At 73.8% G+C, this 18,257-nt stretch carries 15 protein-coding genes; 5 read left to right on the forward strand and 10 right to left on the reverse strand.

Going from position 1 to position 18,257, the window contains the following annotated elements:
* Positions 1-6 precede the first annotated feature (6 nt).
* The 3 genes from AB1207_RS08680 to AB1207_RS08690 form a co-directional block, all read right to left on the reverse strand.
* Positions 7-1,362 (reverse strand): purine-cytosine permease family protein, encoded by a 1,356-nt coding sequence (locus AB1207_RS08680; RefSeq protein WP_367637639.1) that lies wholly within the window; start codon positions 1,360-1,362, stop codon positions 7-9.
* 139 nt (positions 1,363-1,501) lie between these two features.
* Entirely contained in the window at positions 1,502-2,896 is a 1,395-nt protein-coding gene (locus tag AB1207_RS08685; RefSeq protein WP_367637641.1) for an APC family permease, read from the reverse strand.
* Positions 2,893-3,828: a proline iminopeptidase-family hydrolase gene (locus AB1207_RS08690; RefSeq protein ID WP_367637643.1), complete on the reverse strand. Its 936-nt coding sequence runs from the start codon at positions 3,826-3,828 to the stop codon at positions 2,893-2,895. The genes AB1207_RS08685 and AB1207_RS08690 overlap by 4 nt, the downstream gene beginning before the upstream one ends.
* 84 nt (positions 3,829-3,912) lie before the next feature.
* On the opposite strand from AB1207_RS08690, the gene AB1207_RS08695 reads away from it, so the two are divergent.
* A complete protein-coding gene (locus AB1207_RS08695) occupies positions 3,913-4,710 on the forward strand; it encodes a FadR/GntR family transcriptional regulator (protein WP_367637645.1) in 798 nt (265 codons plus the stop codon).
* The gene (locus AB1207_RS08700; RefSeq protein ID WP_367637647.1) at positions 4,707-5,546 is read left to right on the forward strand and encodes a TspO-related membrane protein; all 840 of its coding nucleotides are present in this window, start codon (positions 4,707-4,709) and stop codon (positions 5,544-5,546) included. The genes AB1207_RS08695 and AB1207_RS08700 overlap by 4 nt, the downstream gene beginning before the upstream one ends.
* On the opposite strand, the gene AB1207_RS08705 is transcribed toward AB1207_RS08700, so the two are convergent.
* The 5 genes from AB1207_RS08705 to dxr all read right to left on the reverse strand — a co-directional run bounded on the left by AB1207_RS08705 (position 5,515) and on the right by dxr (position 12,172).
* On the reverse strand, positions 5,515-7,275 hold the full coding sequence (locus AB1207_RS08705; protein WP_367637649.1) for a proline--tRNA ligase: 1,761 nt from the start codon (positions 7,273-7,275) through the stop codon (positions 5,515-5,517). The two genes, AB1207_RS08700 and AB1207_RS08705, sit on opposite strands and share 32 nt — an antisense overlap.
* 151 nt (positions 7,276-7,426) lie before the next feature.
* Positions 7,427-8,305, reverse strand: a complete 879-nt coding sequence (locus AB1207_RS08710) for a GNAT family N-acetyltransferase (protein WP_367637845.1) — start codon at positions 8,303-8,305, stop codon at positions 7,427-7,429.
* Positions 8,306-8,372: 67 nt separating this feature from the next.
* Complete coding sequence (ispG, locus tag AB1207_RS08715) at positions 8,373-9,533, reverse strand: flavodoxin-dependent (E)-4-hydroxy-3-methylbut-2-enyl-diphosphate synthase (RefSeq protein ID WP_367637651.1); 1,161 nt, start codon at positions 9,531-9,533, stop codon at positions 8,373-8,375.
* 75 nt (positions 9,534-9,608) lie between these two features.
* A complete protein-coding gene (locus AB1207_RS08720; RefSeq protein ID WP_367637652.1) occupies positions 9,609-10,931 on the reverse strand; it encodes a M50 family metallopeptidase in 1,323 nt (440 codons plus the stop codon).
* Positions 10,928-12,172, reverse strand: a complete 1,245-nt coding sequence (gene dxr / locus AB1207_RS08725) for a 1-deoxy-D-xylulose-5-phosphate reductoisomerase (RefSeq protein ID WP_367637653.1) — start codon at positions 12,170-12,172, stop codon at positions 10,928-10,930. The genes AB1207_RS08720 and dxr overlap by 4 nt, the downstream gene beginning before the upstream one ends.
* A gap of 121 nt (positions 12,173-12,293) precedes the next feature.
* Between dxr and AB1207_RS08730 the strand changes: the two genes are divergently transcribed.
* Positions 12,294-13,364: a trypsin-like serine peptidase gene (locus AB1207_RS08730; protein ID WP_367637654.1), complete on the forward strand. Its 1,071-nt coding sequence runs from the start codon at positions 12,294-12,296 to the stop codon at positions 13,362-13,364.
* Positions 13,365-13,425: 61 nt separating this feature from the next.
* Here the strand turns inward: AB1207_RS08730 and AB1207_RS08735 are convergent, their stop codons facing one another.
* Together AB1207_RS08735 and gabT are read right to left on the reverse strand one after the other, a co-directional pair.
* On the reverse strand, positions 13,426-14,910 hold the full coding sequence (locus tag AB1207_RS08735; protein WP_367637655.1) for an NAD-dependent succinate-semialdehyde dehydrogenase: 1,485 nt from the start codon (positions 14,908-14,910) through the stop codon (positions 13,426-13,428).
* 48 nt (positions 14,911-14,958) lie between these two features.
* A complete protein-coding gene (gene gabT, locus AB1207_RS08740) occupies positions 14,959-16,335 on the reverse strand; it encodes a 4-aminobutyrate--2-oxoglutarate transaminase (protein ID WP_437178900.1) in 1,377 nt (458 codons plus the stop codon).
* Positions 16,336-16,446: 111 nt separating this feature from the next.
* On the opposite strand from gabT, the gene AB1207_RS08745 reads away from it, so the two are divergent.
* Together AB1207_RS08745 and AB1207_RS08750 are read left to right on the forward strand one after the other, a co-directional pair.
* Entirely contained in the window at positions 16,447-17,820 is a 1,374-nt protein-coding gene (locus AB1207_RS08745) for a PucR family transcriptional regulator ligand-binding domain-containing protein (RefSeq protein ID WP_367637658.1), read from the forward strand.
* 24 nt (positions 17,821-17,844) lie between these two features.
* A complete protein-coding gene (locus tag AB1207_RS08750; protein WP_367637659.1) occupies positions 17,845-18,246 on the forward strand; it encodes a TIGR03618 family F420-dependent PPOX class oxidoreductase in 402 nt (133 codons plus the stop codon).
* Positions 18,247-18,257: the final 11 nt, after the last annotated feature.

Raw genomic sequence — 18,257 nt, forward strand, 5'->3', positions numbered from 1 at the left:
TGGCGGTCAGACGGTGGCGGTCGCGGTGCTGGCGGGTTCGACGACCTCGCCGTCGGTGGTCCGGCTCGTGCCGACCTCGCGCAGCAGACCAGCGCGCCCGGCGACGACGTACAGGACGAAGGAGATGACGAGCGAGTTCACCGACCCCAGCCCGACGTGGACGAAGTACCCGAACAGCGACGCCACGGCCCACACGACGAGCGTCGCGGGGACCCACGTCGGGGAGGTCTCGGGGACGGCGTCCCCGTCGGCGCGCGAGCTCTCCAGGACCCCGCGCCACTTCTTCACGACGAAGTACTCCGCGACCATGATCCCGGCGATGGGCGGGAACACGACGCCGAGGACGATGAGGAACCCGGTGAGCTGACCGAGGATCCCGGCCGCGGCGAGCAGGCTCCCGACGACCCCGATGACGGCCGTCGTGGCGGCGCGGTTGACGCGGCGACCGGTGACGGTGCCGATGAAGTTCACGACCCCGAGACCGGAGGAGTAGAGGTTCCAGTCGTTGATCTTGACCGTGCCGAGCAGGACGACGAGGACCGCGACCCAGCCGACGGAGGACGTGAGGATCGTCGTGATCTCGCTGGAGCCGATGGCGTGGGCGAGCAGGACGCCCGACATCCCGATGACGTACTCCCCCAGCGTGAACCCCACGACGGTCTGCTTGACGACGTCGGCGCTGGACTTGTTGAACCGCGTCATGTCGGGGGTGATGACCGCCCCGACGATGAACCCGCCGGCCACGAGCGTGGTCCCGGTCGCCAGGCTGATGGGCTCACCCGGCGGCGGGGTCGACATGAGGGCGCCGACGTCGCTCTTGGACAGCTCGGCGATGATCGCCCAGCCGACGAGGACGAGGAACGCGGGCACCGTGACGTACGCGGTCCAGGCCATCGACCCGAACCCGAAGATGCAGATGGCCGTGACGACGAGCCCGAAGAGGATCGACCACCCCCAGGCGGGCAGCCCGCCGAGGGTGCTGGCGAGCCCCTGGGCCGAGACCGCGGACTGGATGCCGAACCAGCCGATGAGGCTGATGCCGATGGCCAGGCCGATGAGCGCCGATCCGCCGCGCCCGAACCCGAGCCAGCGCGCGACCATCGAGGTCGACATGCCCTCGCGGGAGCCGATGATGCCGACGAAGATCGAGACGACCTCGAGGATGACGGCGCCGAACGTGAACGCCCAGAACGCCGTCCAGAAGCTCATCCCGAACCCCAGCGTGGCGCCGAGGAGGAACTGGCTCAGGGCCGACACCTGGCCGAAGCGCTGGATCGCGACGGACCACCACGTGTAGCGGGCGGTCATGGGGACGCGGCCGAGCGCGTGGTCGTCGGCGGTGTGTCCTGCTGCACCTGACATGAGGGGCTCCCGGGGTCCGGAGGGGCGGGGAGAGCGGGTTGAGAGGACGCTAGGGGCGGCACCCCGGGCCGTCACGGGGCGGACGGCCCAGGGCGCGCGGTAGGGCTGTGCGGATCGCACAACCCACGCCTCGTCGTGGTCAGACGCGTTCGGCGACCGCGGCGTCCGACGCCTCGAAGGAGACCGAGCGGCCCAGGCGGTGCAGGACGAGGAGGACGACCCCGCCGACGGCGAGCCAGACGAGACCGCCGACCTTGGCGTGGACGTCGGCGTTCCACAGGACGTAGCCGATGATCGCGAACCCGATGAGCGGGACGACCAGGTGCGTCCCGTACGTCCTCTGCCGGCGCTTGAGCAGGTGGTGCGAGACCACGGAGACGTGCAGCAGCAGGAACGACGTCAGCGCACCGAAGTTGCACAGCGAGGCGAGCAGGTTGATCTGGCCCACGAAGAACAACCCCAGGACGAGGCTGAGCCCGGCCACGAGCAGGATCGCGCGCTGCGGCACCTGCCGGACGGGGTCCACGCGGCGCAGGAACTGCGGCAGCTGGCGGTCGCGGGCCATCGAGAACAGCAACCGCGACGTCGCGGCCTGGGCCACGAGGGAGTTCGCGATGGCCGCCCCGACCGCGACGGCGATCGCGATGACGACCTGCAGCCAGGGCCCCGCGATCGTGCGGGCGATGTCGTAGAAGGCGTTGTTCGAGGCGTCGGCGTCCGGGAACGCCGTGATCCCGGGGACGAGCAGGGAAGCGAGCCACGTCTGGAGCACGAAGAGGAACGCCACGACACAGAGGGCGAGCAGGGTGGCGCGGCCCACGACCCGGTTCCCGCCGGTCGTCTCCTCCGACATGGTGGAGATCGCGTCGAACCCGAGGAACGACAGGACGGCGACGCTGAGCGCCGTGAACACCAGCGGGGTGGAGAACTCCGCCGGGTTGTAGAAGGGCAGCGTCGACCAGTGCGCCCCGCCCACCCCGCGGGAGATCGCGGACACGGCCAGGACGACGAACACCACCAGGACCGCGAGCTGGGCGACGAGGAACACCATGTTCGCGCGGTTCGTCGTCTCGACCCCCCGCAGGTTCACGACGGTGTTGAGCAGGACGAACCCGATGATCCAGACCTGCTGCGGGACACCGGGGACGACCGAGGCCATGGCGTTGGCGCCGATGACGTACAGCAGGGTGGGGACGAGCAGGTAGTCGAGCAGGATCGCCCAGCCGGCGAGGAACCCGACGGGCGGGGCGATGCCGCGGCCGGCGTAGGCGTACACGGACCCGGCGACGGGGAACGCGCGCGACATCTGCTGATAGCTGACGGCAGTGAACACCATGGCCACGAACCCGATGAGGTACGTCAGCGGGACCATGCCGTGCGAGGCGTCGAAGACCCCGCCGAAGATCGAGAACGGCGCGATCGGGACCATGAAGACCATGCCGTAGACGACGAGGTGCCGCAGCTTCAGCCCGCGCTTGAGCTCCTGGGCGTAGCCGAACTCGGACAGCTCACCGGTGCCGGTGGGGGTGCTCATCGGGTGACTCCTGCGGGGAGGGGGGCGCCGGCCAGGAAGGCGTCGACGACGTCGAGGTACAGCTGCGGTTCCTCGACGTGGGGCATGTGGCTGGACTCCTCGAACCGCACCCAGGTGGCACCGGGGACTCGGTCGACGAAGGGGGCGACGCACTCGTCGGTGGCCTCGTCGTAACGGCCGTTGAGGACGAGCGTGCGGGCCTGGACCCGGGGCAGCCGGTCCTCGATGGTCCAGCCGGTGTTCGTCCCCGTGACGTGGAACTCCGTCGGGCCGTTCATGGTGTGGTAGACGGTCGGGTCCTCGTCGATCCAGGCGAACGTGCGGGCGACGTCGGCGGGCATGGGCTGCACGCGGCAGACGTGCCGGGCGTAGAACTCGGCGGTCGCGGCCTGGTAGTCGGGGTGGTCGATCGTGCCGTCGGCCTCGTGGGTGTCGAGGGCGGCGCGGACGTCGGCGGGCAGTTCGGCCCGCAGGGCCAGCGCGGCGCGCGACCAGGTGTCCATGCAGGCGGGCGAGTTCGCGATGACCAGGGACCGCAGCCCGGCCGGGCGCAGGACGGCGTGCTCGGCCGCGAGCATCCCGCCCCACGACTGCCCGAGGACGTCGTACTCCCCGGCGATGCCGAGACCGGCCAGGACGGAGTCGAGCTGGTCGAGGAACAGCTGCGGGGTCCAGAACTCCGGGCCCGCGTCGGGCAGGTGGGTGGAGCGGCCGTTCCCGAGCTGGTCGTAGTGCACGACGGGGATGCCGCGCTCGGCGAGGTCGGCGAGCGCCAGCAGGTAGTCCATCGTGCAGCCGGGGCCGCCGTGCAGGACGACGAGCGGGCGGCGGGCGGCGCCGTCGAGGTCGCCGGTGACGCGGACGGCGGTGGTGTGGTCGCCGAACGGGAGCGTGAGCTCGCGCACGGGTGCTGGGCTGGTCGTGGAGGGCATGAGCGCGAGCGTGCCGACTCAATGGTCAATGGACAAGACCATTAACCAGAACGTAACGCGAGGTGGGCCTGAGATGATCGGCGCATGCCGACCGCCCGAGGAGGACCGTCCCTCGCCCCGGCCCGGCCGCGCACCAGCGTCGAGGCCGTCGTCGACCGCCTCATCACCGCGATCGCCGTCCGCGACTTCGCCCCGGGGGAACGCCTGCCCGCCCAACGCGAGCTGGCCGAGCTCCTCGGCGTCAGCCGCCCCACGCTGCGGGCGGCCCTCGACGAGCTGACCCGCGCCGGGTTCGTCGCCACCAGCCGGGGGCGCGCGGGCGGCACCTGGGTGCTGGAGGGCAGCGACGAGCGGACCGCGGGCGCAGTGTCCCGGACGTTGCGGCCCAGCTGGTCCGAGCTGGAGGAGTCCTTCGACCTGCGGCGGCTCGTCGAGGCGACGGTCGCGCGGACGGCCGCCCTGCGGCACACGACCCAGGACGCCGACCGCCTGCGCACCGCGCTCGCCGCCTACGTCGATGCGGCCGGCGACCCCGACACGTCCCGGCGCACCGACGCCGCCCTGCACGACGCCGTCTGCGCCGCGGCCCACAACTCCCAGCTCACGCAGCTGAGCCGCGAGCTCCTGGCCCGCGTCAACCTCGGGCTCGTCTGGGAACCCTTCACACGGGCCGACTACGACCGGGCCCTCCCCCAGCACGCCGAGCTCGTCGAGGCCGTCCTGGCCCGCGACGCCGAACGCGCCGGAGCCGTGGCGCACGAGCACTTCGGCATCACCGAGGACCGCATCCGGGCTGCCGTCGGCCCCGCCCCCACCGGCGTCTCCCCCGACGGACCCGACGAGGTGCAGGACGGGACGGGGAGCGCGACCATGCTCGCGTGAGCAGCGACGCGTCCCTCAGCCCCCGGCGCACCGGCGCCCTGACCGGCCACGGCTCGTCCGACACCGTGCGGCAGGGGGTGGTCGCGGCGAGCGCCGTCCTCGGGATCGTCGGCGCCACCATCGGCTCGGGGGCGTTCGGCGGGACGCCCATCGCCTCGGCCGCCGGCGGCGCGCTGAGCGCCGACTCGACGCTGGTCGCCCCGGCCGGGCCGGCGTTCGCCGTCTGGTCGGTGATCTACACCGGGCTCGCGGGCCTGGCCGTGTGGCAGGCGCTGCCGAAGCACCGGGAGGACCCGCGCCAGCGCAGCACCGGCTGGTGGACGGCTGCCTCCCTCGTCCTGAACGCCGTCTGGATCGGCACGGTGCAGCTGGGGTCGGTCTGGCTGTCGGTCGTCGTCATCAGCGTGCTGCTGCTCGTGCTCGTCAAGACCTTCGGCGCGCTGCTGGCCGACCGGCCGCGCACCCGCGTCGAGGCCGTCCTGGTCGACGGCAGCACCGGTCTGTACCTGGGGTGGGTGTCGATCGCGACCGTGGCCAACGTGGCCGCCGCCCTGCGCAGCAGCGGCCTGACGAGCGGTGAGACGGGCTGGGCCGTCGCGGTCCTGGGCGTGGCCACCGGTGTCGGGGTGTTCACCGCCGTGCGCAGCCGCGGTCGCCTCGCCTACGGCGCGGGGCTCGCGTGGGGCCTGGGCTGGGTCGCCGCCGCCCGCGGCGGGGCCGAGCAGAACACGTCCACGACCGTGGCCGTGAGCGCGGGCATCGCCGCCGCGGTGGTCGCGGGGACCACCGTGGCGGCGCGCCTGCTCAGCCGCGGACGACGGCTGCGACGCGGCTGACGGCCTCGCCGACGGGCACCTGCTCGGAGTCGCCGCTGCGGCGGTCCTTGAGCTCGACGGTCCCGTCGGCCAGGCCCTTGCCGACGACGAGGATCGTCGGCACGCCCACGAGCTCGGCGTCCTTGAACTTCACCCCGGGCGAGACCTTCGGGCGGTCGTCGTAGAGGACCTCGATCCCCTGCGCGACGAGCTCGCCCGCGATGCGCTCCGCGGTCTCGAAGACGGCCGCGTCCTTGCCCGTGGCGACGACGTGCACGTCGGCCGGGGCGAGCTCGCGGGGCCACACGAGGCCCTTGTCGTCGTGGTTGCCCTCGGCGACGCACGCCATGGCGCGCGTGACGCCGATGCCGTAGGAGCCCATCGTCACGACGACCTGCTTGCCGTTCTCGTCGAGGACCTTGAGGTCGAGCGCCTGGGCGAAGCGGCGGCCGAGGGCGAAGATGTGCCCGATCTCGATGCCGCGCGCCAGCTCCAGCGGGCCGGACCCGTCGGGGGCCTCGTCGCCGGCCTTCACCTCGGCGGCCTCCACGACGCCGTCCGGCGTGAAGTCGCGGCCGGCGACGAGGTCGAAGACGTGCTTGCCGGGGGCGTCCGCACCCGTGACCCACGCCGTGCCGTCGACGACGCGCGGGTCGACGAGGTACCGGATGCCGGAGGCGTTCTCGGACCCCAGGACACCCGGCCCGATGTACCCCTTGACGAGCGCAGAGTGCTTCGCGAAGTCGGCGGCCTCGAAGGGTTCGACCTCGGCCGGCGAGACGGCGGCCTCGAGGCGCTTGAGGTCGACCTCGCGGTCCCCGGGGACGCCGACGGCCAGCGGTTCGCGGGTCCCGTCGGGGTGCTTGAGGACGACGATGACGTTCTTGAGCGTGTCCGCCGCGGTCCAGGGACGGTCGGCGCGGGGGTGCTTCTCGTTGCTCACGGCGACGAGCGTCTCGATGGTCGGGGTGTCGGGGGTGTCCTCGACGTGCGCGGCGGGCAGCCCGTCGAACGGGATCGCCGCGGGCGCCAGCGTGGTGACGGCCTCGACGTTCGCCGCGTACCCGCCGGGCGAGCGCACGAACGTGTCCTCACCGATCGCGGTGGGGTGCAGGAACTCCTCGCTGCGCGAACCGCCCATGGCGCCCGACATCGCCGAGACGATGACGAAGTCCAGCCCGAGGCGGCCGAAGATCTTGACGTACGCCTCGCGGTGCAGGTCGTAGGACTTCTCCAGCCCGGCGTCGTCGACGTCGAAGCTGTAGGAGTCCTTCATCGTGAACTCGCGGCCGCGCAGGATGCCCGCGCGCGGACGCGCCTCGTCGCGGTACTTCGTCTGGATCTGGTAGATCGACAGCGGCAGGTCCTTGTACGAGGAGTACAGGTCCTTGACCAGCAGCGTGAACATCTCCTCGTGCGTGGGCGCGAGGAGGTAGTCGGCGCCCTTGCGGTCGCGCAGCTTGAAGATGCCGTCGCCGTAGTCGCTCCAGCGGTTCGTCGCCTCGTAGGGCTCGCGGGGCAGCAGCGCCGGGAAGTGGACCTCCTGGGCGCCCGCGGCGTCCATCTCCTCGCGGACGATCCCCTCGACCTTGCGCAGCACCTTCAGGCCCAGCGGCAGCCAGGTGTAGATCCCCGGCGCGGCGCGGCGGACGTACCCGGCGCGCACGAGGAGCTTGTGGCTGGCGACCTCGGCCTCGGCCGGGTCCTCCCGCAGGGTCCGCAGGAACAGCGTCGACATCCGCATCAGCACGCCCGACAGGCTACCGGCGCACTGCGGCCGCCCTCACCGCACTTCCACTCCCCCACCCACCGACCCACCGGCCGGGGGGTTGGGATCGTTGACGCATCCAGCTCACAGGTCGAGCCCGACGTCACAGCGAGCCCGACCCCGGGCGGACGCGTCAGAACAGGACGGTGGCGAAGGAGCCGACCTCTCGGAACCCGACGCGGCGGTACGCGGCGAGGGCGCGGGCGTTGTAGTCGTTGACGTACAGCGACACCTGCTGGACGCCGTCGGCGCGGGCGGCCTCGACGACGGCGGCCATCCCGGGTTCGGACAGGCCCTCGCCGCGGCGGTGCGGCGGCACCCAGACGCCCTGCACCTGCACGACCTTCGGGGACACGGCGCCGAGCTCGGCCTTGAAGACGACCTCGGGACCGGAGCGGCCGGCGTCGACGCGGACGAAGGACCGGCCGGTGGAGACGAGCTCGGCGATGCGGGCGCGGTAGGCGCCGCCGCCGTCGGGCGGGGCGGGCGCGTAGCCGATCTCCTCGGTGAACATCGCGACGCAGGCCGGGACGACGAGGTCGAGCTCACGCAGCGTCGCGCGCCGCACGGCGGGGTCCGGGCGCACGGACGGCTCGGTGTCGCAGACCATGAGCGGCTGGTGGGCGCGCACCTCGCGCGCCCCGCGCCAGGACGGCTCGAGGCGTCGCCACAGGGCGAGCACCTGCTCGGCGGGTCCGACGAGCGAGGAGCAGCGCCGGCCCTCGGCGCGGGCGGTGGCGGCGAACGCGTCCAGGGCGGCGGGCGTCGCCTCGACGGGGACGAGGTTGGCCCCGGCCCAGCAGGCCGAGACGAGGGCGCCGTCCTCGAACCAGCCCCACACCTGACCACCGAGGTCGGTGCCGGGCCGGGCCAGCAGCCCGAGGAGCCGGGCCGAGACGAAGAGGTTCGCGACGGGGTCGCGGTCGCACAGGCGCAGCAGGGCGGGGGCGTCGGCCCCGCCCAGAACGCGCAGGGTCCCCGAGGCGGCGGAGCCTCGTGCGGCCGGGTTCATCAGGGACACTCCCGCATCCTGCCCGCTCGGACCGGCCCGGTCGAGACGGACACCCCGGCGCGTCCCGTCAGCCGACCGTGACGGTCGGCGACCCCGCGGTGCTCTCGTCCTCGGGTTCACCCATCTCGGCGGCCAGGCGGTTGGCCTCCTCGATGAGGGTCTCGACGATCGCGTGCTCGGGAACGGTCTTGATGACCTCGCCCTTGACGAAGATCTGGCCCTTGCCGTTGCCGCTGGCCACGCCGAGGTCGGCCTCGCGGGCCTCCCCCGGGCCGTTGACGACGCAGCCCATGACGGCCACGCGCAGCGGGACCGTCAGGCCCTCCAGCCCCTCGGTGACGGCGTCGGCGAGGGAGTAGACGTCGACCTGCGCGCGCCCGCACGAGGGGCAGGAGACGATCTCGAGCTTGCGCGGGCGCAGGTTCAGCGACTGCAGGATCTGGATGCCGACCTTGACCTCCTCGGCCGGCGGCGCGGACAGGGACACGCGGATGGTGTCGCCGATCCCCTTGCTCAGCAGCGCACCGAACGCCGTGGCCGACTTGATCGTCCCCTGGAACGCCGGGCCGGCCTCGGTGACGCCGAGGTGCAGCGGCCAGTCGCCGCGCTCGGCGAGCAGCTCGTACGCGCGGACCATCACGACCGGGTCGTTGTGCTTGACCGAGATCTTGAAGTCGTGGAAGTCGTGCTCCTCGAAGAGCGAGGCCTCCCAGACGGCCGACTCCACGAGGGCCTCCGGCGTCGCCTTGCCGTACTTCTCGAGCAGGCGCGGGTCGAGCGAGCCCGCGTTGACGCCGATCCGGATCGAGACGCCCGCGTCCTTGGCCGCCTGGGCGATGTCCTTGACCTGGTCGTCGAACTTGCGGATGTTGCCCGGGTTCACGCGCACCGCACCGCAGCCGGCGTCGATCGCGGCGAAGACGTACTTCGGCTGGAAGTGGATGTCGGCGATGACCGGGATCTGCGACTTCTTCGCGATGATCGGCAGCGCGTCGGCGTCGTCGTTCGTCGGGCAGGCCACGCGGACGATGTCGCAGCCGGAGGCGGTCAGCTCGGCGATCTGCTGCAGCGTGGCGTTGATGTTGGTGGTCGGCGTGGTGGTCATCGACTGCACCGACACCGGCGAGTCGCTGCCGACCCCCACCTTGCCCACCTGGATCTGCCGGGTCTTGCGACGCGGGGCCAGGACGGGCGGGGGGAGGGCGGGGAGACCGAGGCTGACGCTCACGCACAGCAGTATCAACCCCGGGTCCGGCACGGACGAATCCAGGTCACGTCCGGGCCGCAACCGTCCACCGGACTCTCACTGGTTCAGCGTGACCGGCCTGACGATGTCGGCGTACAGCAGCAGCACGCTCATCCCCACGAGCAGGATCGAGACCCCGTAGGCGACGGGCATGGCCTTGGCCACGTCCACCGGTCCGGGGTCGGGCCGGCGGCGCAGTCGGTAGACCCCCTTCTTCACGACCTCCCACAGCGCCCCGGCGATGTGGCCGCCGTCGAAGGGCAGCAGCGGGATGAGGTTGAAGACGAAGAGCGCGACGTTCAGGCCGGCGAGCAGCGAGACGAGCCGCGACGTCCGCTCGGCCAGCTCGTCGCCGGGGATGACGGCCGGCAGCGCGTTCATCTCCCCCGCCAGCCGGCCGATGCCGACGACGCCGATGGGCCCCTCCGGGTCGCGCGGCGCCGACCCGAACGCGGCCTGGGCCACGTCGTAGAGCCGCTGCGGCAGCCGGACGACGATCCCGGCCACGCTCTCGACCTGCTGCCCGACGACGCCCGGCACCTCGTCGAGGCCGATGCGCACCACCGCGATGGACGGGGACACGCCGAGGAACCCGACCTCCTCCGTCCCGCCCGTGGGCCGGCCGTTCGCGTCGAGGGCCTCGCGCCGGGTCGAGACGGGCGTGACCGTCAGCGGGACCCGCTGTCCGTCGCGTACGACGACGAGGTCGACGGCACGACCGCCGTGGTCGCGGATGGCGGCCGACAGCTGGTTCCAGCTCTGCACGGGGGCACCGTCGAACTCGACGACCTCGTCGCCGGGGCGCAGTCCCGCGGCCGCACCGGGAGCGGCCGGGTCCCCCGCCGCGCAGGTCGTGGCGGTGCTGCCCGCGGGCAGGACGCACTGCGAGACCGCCGACAGGCGCGGGACGTACCCCGGCTGACCGATGGCGCTGGCGGCGATCGCCGTCAGGACCAGCGCGAGCAGCAGGTTGACGAACGGCCCGCCGAACATCACGACGATGCGCTGCCACACCGGCTTGGACGTGAAGGTGCGGTGCTCCTCCCCCGGCCCGACCTCGACGAAGCTCGCCTGCCGCGCCTCCTCGGCCATGAGCGCCCAGCGGCCCGTGGTGGACGCGCGCACCTGGCCGTCCGGGCCGGGGGGGAACATCCCGATCATCCGGATGTAGCCGCCGAGCGGGATCGCCTTGACGCCGTACTCGGTCTCGCCGCGCCGGCGGGAGAACACCGTCGGGCCGAAGCCGACCATGTACTGCGTGACCTTGATGCCGAACCGCTTGGCGGGCAGCAGGTGACCGACCTCGTGCAGGGCGATCGACAGCGCGACGCCGACGGCGGCGGCGAGGATGCCGACCACCCAGAGCAGGACCTCGCTCACCGCGACGACCCGTCCGTGAGCTCGCGGGCCCGGGCACGCGCCCAGTCCTCGGCGGCCAGCACGTCCTCGACGTCGCGCGGCTCACCGGCGGGCTCGTGCTCGGCGACGACGCGCGCGAGCGTGTCGACGATGCCGAGGAACGGCAGCCGGCCGGCGTGGAAGGCGGCGACGCACTCCTCGTTCGCGGCGTTGAACACGGCCGGGACGGTCGACCCGCGCCGACCCGCCTCACGGGCCAGGTCCAGGGCCGGGAACGCCTGCGCGTCGACCGGCTCGAACGTCCAGCTCGCGGCGCGGGTCCAGTCGACCCCGGCCGCGGCACCGGGCACGCGGTCCGGCCAGGACAGCCCCAGCGCGATGGGCAGCCGCATGTCCGGCGGCGAGCACTGGGCCAGGGTCGAGCCGTCGGTGAACTCGACCATCGAGTGCACGACCGACTGCGGGTGGACGACGACGTCGATCCGGTCGTAGCCGATGCCGAACAGCAGGGACGCCTCGATGACCTCCAGCCCCTTGTTGACGAGGGTCGCCGAGTTCGTCGTCACGACCGGCCCCATCGACCACGTCGGGTGGGTCAGGGCCTGCTGGGGGGTGACGTCGGCGAGCTGCGCGCGCGTGCGGCCGCGGAACGGCCCGCCGCTGGCCGTGAGGACGAGCCGGGCGACCTCGTCGGCGGCGCCGCCGCGCAGGCACTGGGCGAGCGCTGAGTGCTCGGAGTCGACCGGGACGACCTGGCCCGGGGCCGCCGCGCGCGTCACGAGCGGACCACCGGCGACGAGGGACTCCTTGTTGGCCAGGGCCAGCGTGCGGCCGGCGGAGAGGGCGGCCAGGGTCGGCCGCAGCCCCACCGAGCCCGTCATGCCGTTGAGGACGACGTCGCAGGGGTGCGCGGCGACCTCGGTCGCGGCGTCCGGTCCGGCCACCACGCGGGGCAGCGGACGGCCTGCGGCCTGCGCGCGCAGGGCCTCCTCGAGCGGGCCGCGGGCCTCCTCGCGCGCGACGCCGACGAGGGCGACGCAGTGGTCGAGGGCCTGGCGCGCGAGCGCCGCGACGTCGGCGCCCCCGGCCGCCAGCGCGACCACGCGGAACGGCGCCTCGGCGCCCTGCGCGCCCGCGGCCTGCACGACATCGAGCGCCTGGGTGCCGATGGAGCCCGTGCTGCCGAGCAGGACCACGTCCCGGACGCCCCCGGGACGCTCGGTCGGGACGGCGGCGTGACGGGGCGTGCGGGAGGAGCTCACGCGTCCATCATGGCCTGCGACCGGGGCCCGCCACGCCCCGTGACGGGCGGCCTGCAGCAGATCTGCACGGGATCGGCGAGGATGACCCCGGCAGCACGACCACTCGGGAGGGACACCCGCCATGCGCACGCACCTCACGCGGAGGCTCATCGCCGCGTCCTCGGCCGTCGTCGTCACGCTCGGTGGCGCCGCGACCTTCGCCGCGACGACGGCCACCGCGGCCCCGGGCGGCGGGGTGTCCCTGCTCTCGACCGTCGACGCGTCCGGCCAGCAGGCCGCGCTCGACTTCTGGACCGCCGAGCGACTGGCCCAGGCCACCCCGCTCGACCGCACCGTGACGAACCGGGGTGCGGGTGCCCCGGGCGCGGCCGCCGCCGTCGGCACCGCCCAGCCCTCGACCGCCGCGCCCCGGCCGCGGTCGACGTCGGTCGCCCAGGGGGACGCTCCCGTCCTGCCGCGCGCCCCGCGCGAGGCCTCGGGCGTCGTCACCGGGGACGCCGTCAGCACGGCCCGGAACTGGGTGGGCGGCGCGCTGCCGACCGTCGGGCGCCTCTACTTCACCCAGGGCACCGGCAAGTTCGAGTGCACGGCCAGCAGCGTCGATTCCCCCAAGGGCAACGTCATCGTCACCGCCGGCCACTGCGTGACCGAGAACCGCCTGGACTCCCGCAACCTCATCTTCGTGCCGGGGTTGGCCGGGGCCAGCGAACCGCAGGGCCGCTTCGCGGTCGGCCAGACGTTCACCACGACCCAGTGGCGCACGCTGGACCAGCAGTCGTCCGCGGCGCTGAGCTACGACGTCGGGTTCGCCCTCGTCACCCCGCGCAGCGGCAAGTCCCTCAAGGACACCGTGGGCGCCAACCGGATCGCCTTCGACACCCCCCTGGCACGCACGACCGTCCTGGGGTACCCCGGCCGCAGCACCACGGCCGACGGGTTCACGCTGCAGTACTGCACGGGCACCCAGTTCACCGACAACGGCCCCGGCGCGACGACCGACGTCGCCACCCTGTGCGACCTCGGCGGCGGCTCCAGCGGCGGCCCCTGGGTGCACGACTTCGACCCCGCCACGGGCACCGGAACGGTCACGTCCGTGACGAGCTTCAGCTACGACGACAACACCTCGGTGCTGTACGGACCGCGGTTCGGCAGCGTCGTCCGCGACGTCTACACGCGGGCCGCGAACGCCTGACCCCCATCCGCAGGAAGGGCCCCGCCGGAGTTCCGGCGGGGCCCTTCCTCGTGCGACGTCCTCAGAGCGGGAAGTTCACGTACTTCGTCTCGAGGTACTCCTCGATGCCCTCCAGGCCGCCCTCGCGACCGAACCCGCTGGCCTTGACCCCGCCGAACGGGGCGGCGGCGTTGGAGACGACCCCGGCGTTGAGGCCGACCATGCCGGTCTCCAGGGCCTCGGCGACGCGCATCCCGCGTTCCAGGCCCTGCGTGAACGCGTAGGCGATGAGGCCGTACTCGGTGTCGTTGGCCAGGGCGATGCCCTCCTCCTCGGTGTCGAAGACGACGACGGGCGCCACGGGCCCGAACGTCTCCTCGCGCAGGAGGCGGGCGTCGGCGGGGACGTCGACGACGACGGTGGGGGCGTAGAAGTACCCCGTGTCGCCCACGGCGCTGCCCCCCGTGAGCACCCGGGCCCCGGCGTCCACGGCCTCGGTCACGCGCTGGGCGACGTCGTCGCGGGCCCGGGCGTCGATGAGCGGCCCGACCTGCGCGCCGTCCTCGGTCCCGCGGCCGACGACCAGCGACCCCATGCGCTCGGCCAGGCGGCGGGAGAACTCGTCCGCGATCCCGCGCTGGACGTAGAACCGGTTCGCCGCGGTGCACGCCTCGCCCTGGTTGCGCATCTTCGCCGCCATCGCGCCGTCGACCGCCTTGTCGAGGTCGGCGTCGTCGAAGACGAGGAACGGCGCGTTGCCGCCGAGTTCCATGGAGATGCGCAGCAACTGCTCGGCGGACTGCTCGACGAGCTTCTTGCCGACGGGCGTGGACCCGGTGAACGTGAGCTTGCGCAGCCGCGGGTCGGCGATGAGGGGCGCCGTGACCTTGCCGGTGGTGGAGGACGTCAGGACGTTGACGACGCCCGCGGGGACACCGGCCTCCTCGAGGACCTGCGCCAGCAGCAACGTCGTCAGCGGGGTCTGGGTGGCGGGTTTGACGACGATGGTGCAGCCGGCCGCGAGGGCCGGGGCGATCTTCCGGGTCCCCATGGCGAGCGGGAAGTTCCACGGCAGGATCGCCAGCACGGGGCCGACGGGCTGCTTCATCGTCAGCAGGCGCGAACCCCCGACGGGGTTCTCCGAGTAGCGGCCCGCGATGCGCGGGGCCTCCTCGGAGAACCAGCGGAAGAACTCGTTCCCGTACGCCACCTCGCCGCGGGCCTCGGCCAGGGGTTTGCCCATCTCCAGGGTCATGAGGAGGGCGAAGTCGTCGGCGCGGGCGGCGACGAGGTCGAACGCGCGGCGCAGGATCTCCGCGCGTTCCCGGGTGGGCGTGCGGGCCCACCCGGCCTGCGCGGCGACCGCGGCGTCGAGCGCGGCGGCGCCGTCCTCGACCGTGCCGTCGGCGATCTCGACGAGGGTCCGGCCGGTGGCCGGGTCTTCGACGGCGATGCGCCCGCCCCCGCTGGCCTCGCGCCAGGTCCCGCCGATGAACAGGCCGGTCGGGACGCGGGCGAGGAGTTCGGACTCCCGGGCGCTGGTGGGGTTCGTGGTGGTGCTCGTCATGGCGGCGATCCTCTCGTGGGGTCCGTCCGGGAAGGGGTTCAGCGCAGGTCAGCCGGCGGCGAAGACGCCGTCGAGGACGTCGAAGGCCTGCTCGAGCAGGGCGTCGCCGATGCTCAGCGGCGGCAGGAACCGCAGGACGTTGCCGTCGGTGCCGCAGGTCAGGACGATGACGCCCCGCTGGGCGGCCTCCGTCGCGACCTTCTTGGCCAGGGCGGCGTCCGGCTCGGTGGTGCCGGGCTTGACGAGTTCCACGGCGACCATGGCTCCGCGGCCGCGGACGTCACCCACGCGGGGGTCGCGCTCGGCGAGGGCGCGCAGCCGGCGGAACAGCAGTTCCTCGATCCGGCGGGCGCGCTCGAGGAGGCCCTCGTCCTCGACGGTCCGCAGGACGGCGAGCGCCGCCGCGGTGGCCAGCGGGTTCCCGCCGTAGGTGCCGCCCAGACCGCCCGTCACCGGGGCGTCGACGATCTCCGCCCGGCCCGTGACCGCCGACAGGGGCAGACCGCCGGCGACGCCCTTGGCGATGGTGACGAGGTCGGGTTCGACGCCCTCGAGGGCGCTCGCGAACCAGGCGCCGGTGCGGGCGACGCCGGTCTGGACCTCGTCGGCGACGAACACGACGCCGTTCTCGCGGGCCCAGGCCGCGATGGCCGGCAGGAACCCCGGCGCGGGGACGATGAACCCGCCCTCGCCCTGGACCGGTTCGACCACGATTGCGGCGAGGTTGGCGGCGCCGACCTGCTTCTCCATGACGGCGATGGCGCGCGCGGCGGCGGTCGGCCCGTCGAGGCCGTCGCGGAAGGGGTAGCTCAGGGGGGCGCGGTACACCTCGGGGGCGAAGGGCCCGAAGCCGTTCTTGTACGGCATGTTCTTGGCCGTCATGGCCATCGTGAGGTTCGTGCGGCCGTGGTAGGCGTGGTCGAAGACGACGACGGCCTGGCGCCCGGTGTGGGCGCGCGCGATCTTCACGGCGTTCTCGACGGCCTCGGCGCCGGAGGTGAAGAACGCGCTCTTCTTGGCGAAGTCGCCGGGCGTCAGCTCGGCGAGGCGCTCGGCGAGCTCCACGTAGGAGTCGTAGGGGGTGATCATGAAGCAGGTGTGGGTGAACCGCGCGGCCTGCTCCGTGACGGCCTCGACGACGGCCGGGGCGGAGTTGCCGACGGTGGTCACGGCGATGCCCGAGCCGAGGTCGGCGAAGGAGTTGCCGTCGACGTCGACGACGACGCCCCCGCCGGCGGCGTGGGCGAAGAACGGCATGGAGGAGCCGACGGCGGCCGAGACGGCCGAGGACCGGCGCGCGGCCAGCTCCTTCGAGCGCGGCCCGGGGACCTCGGTGACGAGGCGGATCTCCTGCGGCAGCGAGGGTCCACCCTGCGTGGTGGTCGGGCCGGCGGTCTCCTGCGGGCTGATCCCCGGGGTGAGCATCGTCATGGCTCGACGGTAGGCGTCCGCGTCACCCGCGTCAGTGTCGGGCACGCACATCCTCACGGGCCGCCGACGGTGCAGACCGGACACCTGGTGCGGCACCATGGCGGGGTGGTGCTGCTCGCGGACCTGCTCTCGACCGCCTCCCTCGACCTCCGCCTGGTCGGGGGCGATCCGGACGTCCCGGTGCGCTGGGTGGCCACGAGCGAGCTGGACGACCCGACGCCGTTCCTCGAGGGCGGGGAGCTGCTGCTGACGACGGGTCTGCGGGTGCCGCGCGACGGCTGGGCGCGCTGGGTGGGCCGGCTCACGGGCGCGGGCGCAGCCGGCGTCGGTTTCGGGGTGGGGTTGTCGCACCGCACCGTCCCGCGCACGCTCGTCACCGCGGCCTCCGCGGCCGGTCTCGCCGTCGTCGAGGTGCCCGTGCCGACGCCGTTCATCGCGGTCTCCCGGCGCCTGGCGGACCTGCTGCGGCGCAGCGAGAACGAGGCCGAGGCCGCCGCCGCCCGCGCCGGCCGGGACCTCGCGGCGGCGGCTGCGGGCCCGGACGGGGCGCGTGCGGTGCTGCAGCGGACGGCGCGGGCCGTGCACGGATCGGCCTGGTTGCTCGACGCGGCGGGCACCGTCCTGGCGGCGACGTCCTCGCAGGCTCCCCCCGCGGCGGCGCTGGAGGGGCTGCACCGGGTGCGCGGCCAGGGAGCCCGCGCGGCGTGGACGGAGGTCACCGCGACCGGGACGGTGACGTTGCGGGCCAGCGGGGCCACCCGGTGGCTGCTCGTGGCGGGGGGCCCGGACGTCCCGCGCGCCGTGCAGGGCACCGTGGGCACGGCGGCCGCGCTGCTGGACCTCCTGACGGCCCACCCCGTGCTCGACACCGAGGCCGTGACGCGCGTCGTCACGAGCGGTGCCGTCGACCTCGTCCTGACCGGCCGGGTCGACCTCGCCCGGCGGCTGGCCGGCGCCGTGGGGGTGCAGCTACCCGACCCCGTCGTCGTCGTGCGCTGGAGCGGTGCGTTCGCCCCGGACCTGCCGAGCAGCGGGCAGCACGCCCTCGGCTCCCCCGCCGCGGTCGCCGCGGCGCTGCAGGGGTGGACCGGGCGCGCCGGGACCGGCCGCCCCGTCCCGCTCTCCGACGCCTCCGCCCGCGCCGCCGACGCCGCCTGGGCCCGGACGTCGGCGCGACGACCCGTCGTCCAGGCCGACGGGTCCTCGTTGCCGGACCAGCTGGACCCGGCCGGCCTGGAGGCGTGGGCGACCGGCCGACTGACCGGGCTGAGCGACGCCGAGCTGCGCCGGACCGTGGAGGTCTTCCTGGCCCACCACGGCGCCCGCCAACCGGCCGCGGACGCCCTCGGCGTGCACCGCAACACGCTGCGGCAGCGGCTGTCCCGGGCCGAGCGCCTGCTCGGGGTCTCGCTGGAGGACCCGACGGACCGGGCGGAGGTGTGGCTGGCGCTCGTCACGACCCGCGCGCACGCGGAGTGAGTGGCCGCCTGCCAGACTCCCGTCGTGGCCCTGGACCCCGCCGACCTCCCCGCCTCCGCCCTGGAGTTCCTCGCCGAACGGCACCTGGCGACGCTCACGACGCTGCGGGCCGACGGCTCGCCGCACGTCGTGCCCGTCGGGTTCACCTTCGACCCGGGAACGCGGGAGGTCCGGGTCATCACCTCGGGCACCTCGCGCAAGGCCGTCCACGCGGCCCGCGGGTCGCGGTGCGTGGTCTCCCAGGTCGACGGCCGGCGCTGGCTGTCGCTGGAGGGGCCCGGCCGCGTCCTCGACGACCCGGCCTCGGTCCGCGACGCCGAGGAGCGCTACGCCGGTCGCTACCGGACGCCGCGGGAGAACCCGGCCCGCGTCGTCGTGGTCTTCACCGTCGACCGCGTCCTGGGGTCCGTCCCGCCGTGGGAGTGAGCGCCGTCGGG

Origin of the sequence: Kineococcus endophyticus, assembly GCF_040796495.1 — a bacterium.
GTDB lineage: Bacteria > Actinomycetota > Actinomycetes > Actinomycetales > Kineococcaceae > Kineococcus > Kineococcus endophyticus.

What these genes read in the sequence shown, in the direction of transcription:
- AB1207_RS08685 (WP_367637641.1), bottom strand. Translation starts at nt 2,896, where the DNA reads ATGAGCACCCCCACCGGCACCGGTGAGCTGTCCGAGTTCGGCTACGCC.
- AB1207_RS08730 (WP_367637654.1), top strand. Translation starts at nt 12,294, where the DNA reads ATGCGCACGCACCTCACGCGGAGGCTCATCGCCGCGTCCTCGGCCGTC.
- AB1207_RS08690 (WP_367637643.1), bottom strand. Translation starts at nt 3,828, where the DNA reads ATGCCCTCCACGACCAGCCCAGCACCCGTGCGCGAGCTCACGCTCCCG.
- AB1207_RS08710 (WP_367637845.1), bottom strand. Translation starts at nt 8,305, where the DNA reads ATGAACCCGGCCGCACGAGGCTCCGCCGCCTCGGGGACCCTGCGCGTT.
- AB1207_RS08735 (WP_367637655.1), bottom strand. Translation starts at nt 14,910, where the DNA reads ATGACGAGCACCACCACGAACCCCACCAGCGCCCGGGAGTCCGAACTC.
- gabT (WP_437178900.1), bottom strand. Translation starts at nt 16,335, where the DNA reads ATGCTCACCCCGGGGATCAGCCCGCAGGAGACCGCCGGCCCGACCACC.
- AB1207_RS08695 (WP_367637645.1), top strand. Translation starts at nt 3,913, where the DNA reads ATGCCGACCGCCCGAGGAGGACCGTCCCTCGCCCCGGCCCGGCCGCGC.
- AB1207_RS08680 (WP_367637639.1), bottom strand. Translation starts at nt 1,362, where the DNA reads ATGTCAGGTGCAGCAGGACACACCGCCGACGACCACGCGCTCGGCCGC.